5 protein-coding genes are annotated in these 5619 nt (G+C 42.7%); 2 read left to right on the forward strand and 3 right to left on the reverse strand.

Going from position 1 to position 5619, the window contains the following annotated elements; all coding sequences use genetic code 11:
• Positions 1 to 91 precede the first annotated feature (91 nt).
• On the forward strand, positions 92 to 3175 hold the full coding sequence (locus tag B4F08_RS16525; RefSeq protein WP_291375421.1) for a DNA translocase FtsK: 3084 nt from the start codon (positions 92 to 94) through the stop codon (positions 3173 to 3175).
• 56 nt (positions 3176 to 3231) lie between these two features.
• Entirely contained in the window at positions 3232 to 4137 is a 906-nt protein-coding gene (locus B4F08_RS16530; protein ID WP_291375423.1) for an AEC family transporter, read from the forward strand.
• Between the two features lie 57 nt (positions 4138 to 4194).
• Here the strand turns inward: B4F08_RS16530 and B4F08_RS16535 are convergent, their stop codons facing one another.
• From B4F08_RS16535 to minD, 3 genes are all read right to left on the reverse strand, one after another.
• Entirely contained in the window at positions 4195 to 4482 is a 288-nt protein-coding gene (locus tag B4F08_RS16535) for a PA4642 family protein (RefSeq protein WP_004694907.1), read from the reverse strand.
• 120 nt (positions 4483 to 4602) lie between these two features.
• A complete protein-coding gene (gene minE, locus B4F08_RS16540) occupies positions 4603 to 4875 on the reverse strand; it encodes a cell division topological specificity factor MinE (RefSeq protein WP_086208212.1) in 273 nt (90 codons plus the stop codon).
• A 2-nt stretch (positions 4876 to 4877) separates the two neighbouring features.
• Positions 4878 to 5619, reverse strand: a 742-nt coding sequence (gene minD, locus B4F08_RS16545; RefSeq protein ID WP_291375427.1) for a septum site-determining protein MinD, incomplete at its 5' end; no start/stop codon positions are given.

Raw genomic sequence — 5619 nt, forward strand, 5'->3', positions numbered from 1 at the left:
AGAAGAGGTGCATAATATGACGTTTATTGTGAAACTTTTGCTTTAGGTTTCGAACAAAAACATTAATGAAGAATTTGTTACAGGACAGTATATGACTGAGGTGTCGGGTGCTTATGCACAGCGCTTATTAATGACATTATTTTTAGTCTCGTTTGGCATTTATTTGTTCCTTGCTACCGTGACCTATACCCCATTTGATCCGGGCTGGATGCATATATCAAGTGATACCTTGCAAGTTTCGAATGCCAGTGGTGTTGCAGGGGCATGGATTGCTGATTTGTTGTTCGGCTTTTTGGGGTGGGCAAGTTTACTTATTCCTGTGTTTTTGTTTATTGAAGCCATTCAAGTCTGGTGGCCACATAGCTTTTTAAACCGCCCATTTCGTTATGCTGCCCAGTTTTTTATTTTGCTTGCAACGGCCAGCTTACTGTTCTTGTTTTGGCAAGTTCCCGCAGATACTTTAGATAATGCCTCGGGCGGGATTATTGGCTATGAACTTGGACAAAGTTTGTCGCAAATTTTAAGTATTTATGGTGCAACTTTATTTTTGGTTGTTTTTACTTTAGTTTTGCTAACCTTGGCTTTTGGGATTAAATGGAATCGTACTTTCGCTACACTTAAGGCAACCCCAGCTTATTTACAAGATCTATTTTATCGTAACGTGCCTGAAAGCGAGTCTGCCTTTGATCGGACGGCGCCAAGTGTAAAAAAAGAAGTGATTGCAACAGCACCGAAAAAGGGTATTGATGCAACGGAATTGGCAGAGGCGCCAGCTGTGCAAGAGGCATCGGTGAAAGTACCTCAGCGCGACTATTCAGCAGAGCATTTGTTTAATGATATGGTTGCGAAAGAACACCGTGTCCAAGAACAAGTACTTGATGCTGATGATGAGGCAGAGCTTGAGCGAACCCTTGAAAAAGCACATCAATTAGAACAAGACAGCCAACGTGTCGTGGCGACAGGTGAGGTTTGGCGAGCATTAAACTCAGGTGAGGATCAACGTCATAAAAATGATATTGATGCTTTACTTCGTGCTGCCGAAGAAGATCGCCCATTTAGCCCAGAACAACATTTTCAAGCAGTGGTGCAAGATCATACAGCACCCATTGCTGATCCAAATTACTTCCAAGACAATGCTCCTGCGCAGAAGAAAAATGTCGATTGGGATGATGATGAAATCTTTGATGAGTTGCTTGCTGCCGTACCTAACGGCAAAACAGCAACGGATGTTCATAGCCCATTCAATATGCCTGAACCTGTGTCTCATTTACATGTCGTTGAAGATCCTGTTGCAGTGGCAACAATAAGTACTGCTGTGACTCAGGCAGCATCACAACGGTCAATCCAGACTGGACAAATAGCCCCATTAGATACATTGGATGATATTGATGACTTCTTAGCTGAAGACTGGGAAGAGCGTAAAGAGGCTTCACCAGAAGTGCGCACCACTAGCAGTTATGCTCAGTCTTCAGCCTTTGTCCATGCCCCGATTCAACATCAAAATACGGTGAGCACTCATGCTACACCTGCTGCGGTCAAAGAAGTTTTATCTAAAGAAGCATTTATTGAAGCATGGCAAGATACTGCAGGCAAACCGCAGGATGAAGACGAGTTTGATTTTGATGCGCCACTGACGGATGCCTCTGGTCGTCCGATGTCTTTGGCAATGCAAGTGGTCGAACGTCGTCGTGATCTATCACCACTCCCGGGGTTAGATTTGCTCGATGAAGTTGATCTGAATAAAAAAGTCAATTTCACCGCGGAACAGTTAGCCCGATTATCTGAATTGCTTGAAATTAAGCTACAAGAATTTAATGTCAAAGCTAAAGTGGTTGAGGCGCAACCAGGACCTGTGGTAACTCGATTTGAGTTAGATTTGGCTCCAGGTGTAAAAGCCTCTAAAGTCACCAATATCTCGCGAGATTTGGCACGTTCAATGTCCATGGCTTCCGTACGTGTGGTCGAAGTTATTCCGGGTAAACCGTATATTGGGATTGAAGTACCAAATAGCAGCCGTGAAATGGTGCGTTTGATTGAATTGTTAAAAACCCCAGCCTTTGAAGATCCTGCTGGCTTACTGTCTATGGCAATGGGTAAAGACATTTCAGGTAATCCTGTGATTACTGATCTGGGCAAAGCACCGCATATGTTAGTTGCGGGAACTACAGGTTCAGGTAAGTCCGTTGCAGTGAACTCGATGATTTTGTCGATGCTGTTAAAATATAAGCCAGAGCAACTGCGCCTGATTCTGATTGATCCAAAACAGTTAGAGCTTGCAAACTATAACGATATCCCACATTTACTTACCCCAGTTGTGACTGATATGAAAGATGCGGTCAGTGCCTTGAATTGGTGTGTGAATGAAATGGAACGTCGTTATAAGCTGATGTCTTTCTTAAAGATCCGTAAGCTTGCAGACTACAACCGTAAGGTGGAAGAGGCTATTGCTAATGGTGAAGACCTGATTGATCCGACATGGAAAGCCAGCGACTCTGTTGCAGGTGAGCGAGCACCACGTTTACAACCCTTACCTTCGATTGTGATTGTGGCCGATGAGTTTGCTGACATGATTATGCAGGTCGGAAAAAAAGCAGAAGAAATGATTACTCGTTTGGCGCAAAAATCACGTGCCGCAGGGATTCACTTATTGCTTGCAACACAGCGTCCATCGGTGGATGTGATTACAGGTTTAATTAAAGCTAATATTCCAACACGTGTGGCTTTGCGTGTGAACTCAAAAATTGACTCACGTACGATTTTGGATGCGGGTGGTGCAGAAGATTTACTCGGTCATGGTGATATGTTGTTTTTAGGGCCAGGTAAAATTGAGCCTGAACGTGTACATGGTGCCTTTATTGCCGATGACGAAGTGAACCGCATTTGTGATGCGTGGCGTGAACGCGGCTCACCAGACTATGTCGATGAAATTTTGACGCCATTTGATGAAGAGCCAAGTTCTCGTGGCTTTGAAGATGGTGATGGTGATCCAAACCGTGATGCGCTTTATGATCAGTGTGTGTCCTTTGTATTGGAAACACGCAAAGTTTCGGTATCTTCGCTACAACGTAAATTTAGTTTGGGTTATAACCGCGCGGCACGGATTGTTGACCAAATGGAAGAAAACGGAATCGTAAGCGCACAAGGTGCGAACGGTAAACGAGAAATTTTAGTTTAGAAAAGTCAGCCTGCGGATAGCAGGCTTTTTCTTAATCATTCAGTTTAGGCATAGTCATGCAAATTATTGATGCATTAATTCCATTGGTGGTACTGATCGCAATGGGATATGTATTAAAGCGTTATCGCTTTTTAACGGTGGAATTTTGGCAAGGTGCTGAAAGGCTAAACTATTGGATTCTATTTCCTGTTCTACTTTTTACAAGTTTAGCTACAGTTCATTTTGATATCGGACAAGTTCTGCCTCCGCTAGCGGTTGTTTTTGCAGTGACTTTGCTGATTAGTTTAGTTCTGTGGATACTTAAAGCAATCTTTCACTTTCCTGTCGCTCAGTTTGGTGTGTATTTACAAAGCCAGATTCGTTTCAATACCTATATTGGCTTGACCAGTATGGCACTGATTTTTGGTGCTGCAGGGATGCAAGTCTTTGCCATGATTATTGCCTTTGTGATTCCTTTGGTGAATGTACTGTCGGTACTGAGTTTTTCTCAAGGGCAGGGGCTGTCTTATAAAAACATTGCGTGGTCGGTTGCGAAGAATCCACTAATTTTGGCGTGTATCGTGGGGATTATGTTTAATTTCTCAGGTATGCACTTAGCTGAAAGCATTAGTCAATCCTTAAAACTGGTGGCGGGAATGAGCCTTCCACTTGGTTTATTGTGTGTTGGTGCGGCATTACAGTTTAATGCGTTGAGGCATGCTGGGCGTGCTTTGATTTTAAATACCTTCGGGCGTTTAATCCTTGTGCCGATTCTGGCTTATTTTGGCTGTCGTTTAATGGGTTTAGCCTCATTTGAAACCATGATTGTAGTGGTATTTTTCTCGCTCCCAACGGCATCAGCAGCCTATGTCCTCACTAAATACTTCCAAGGTGACAGTCAGCTCATGGCTGCTGTGATTAGTTTACAAACCATTTGTTTTGGTCTGACTTTTCCACTGTGGATGTGGTTTTTGCATGTATAAAAAAATGCCAGTTCCATTGTGCTGAACTGGCATTTTAAAATGGCTGTTTTTGAAGAGTTAGGCAAATTTAGCCAAGACCTCTAAAAATGGTGCCGCTTGACGTGGATAAGCGGCAATCACGTCATGAATGCGCTGACCTTCTGGATTGGTTGCGTTAATATCGCGACCATCCGTTTTAAATTGGGTGAGCAGACGCTCATAATCACTTGGGCGCATGTGTTTAAATGCATGGTACAACACATGAAAGTCGCCATTCACACCTTCAGGAGGAAGCTGAGTTAAATAGGCAAATACACGCTCATCTGACCATTCTTCATTGAACGTTGCTGGCTGAGATAATGCCATAGCAATCTCCTTGCTGGTTTAATCATTAAAAAAGGCAAAATATGGGAGACAAAAAATACTTTTTTTGTGTCTGCGCATATTCTGCCTTGATTCAATTTGCTTGACTAATCAAAAATCAGATTAACGTTCTTCAGGCAAATTGATATTCATTTCAAGCATTTCAATATTCGCTTCAGAACGAACAGCCATTTGAATGTGCTGTTCATCTACACCGCGAACATAGCGATTCACTACTTGCATGATTTCTTTCTTCATTTGGTCGATTTTTTCTTGGCTAAGACGTTTACCTAAACCACTTTCAGACGCTACGATAACTTTCAAACGATCTTTTGCTGTTTGTGCACTAGACGGTTTTTCATCATTACTAAAAAGCTTACTCCAAAATCCTGCCATGTCTACGCTCCAAATAATCGTGCTAACCAACCTTTAGGCTTCACGGTAATGTGACGATAAGGACGTTCTTCACCTAAGAAACGTGCTACAAGGTCATCATAGGCTTGGCCTGCTGATTCTTCAGTGAAGAGAATCACTGGTTTACCTTCGTTCGATGCTTGTAAAACGCTCTTACATTCAGGAATAACACCCAAAGTCGGCACACGTAAAATATCTTTAGAAATGTCGTCAATAGTTAACATTTCTTGTTTATCTGCGCGCTCAGGGTTGAAACGTGTGATACACAAGTGTTTACGAATACGACCTTCGTTCATTTCCACTTTCTTGGTTTTGCTATCGAGCATCCCAATAATACGGTCTGAGTCACGTACAGATGAAATTTCAGGGTTTGTCACAATAATTGCTTCATCGGCATGGTACATTGCTAAAATCGCACCACGCTCGATCCCTGCGGGTGAGTCACAAATAATGTAGTCAAACTCTTGTGACAACTCATCCATAACACGCGCTACGCCTTCATCAGTTAAGGCATCTTTATCACGGGTTTGCGACGCAGGTAAAATATATAAGTTCTCGATATCTTTATCGCGGATAAGCGCTTGTTGTAATCGAGCTTCGTTATTTAAGACATTGACAAAATCATAGACAACGCGGCGTTCACAACCCATGATCAAATCAAGGTTACGTAAACCTACGTCAAAATCGATCACAACAGTTTTGTGACCACGTAGGGCTAAACCTGTT

Origin of the sequence: Acinetobacter sp. UBA6720 (genome assembly GCF_002454215.1) — a bacterium.
Taxonomy (GTDB): Bacteria; Pseudomonadota; Gammaproteobacteria; order Pseudomonadales; family Moraxellaceae; genus Acinetobacter.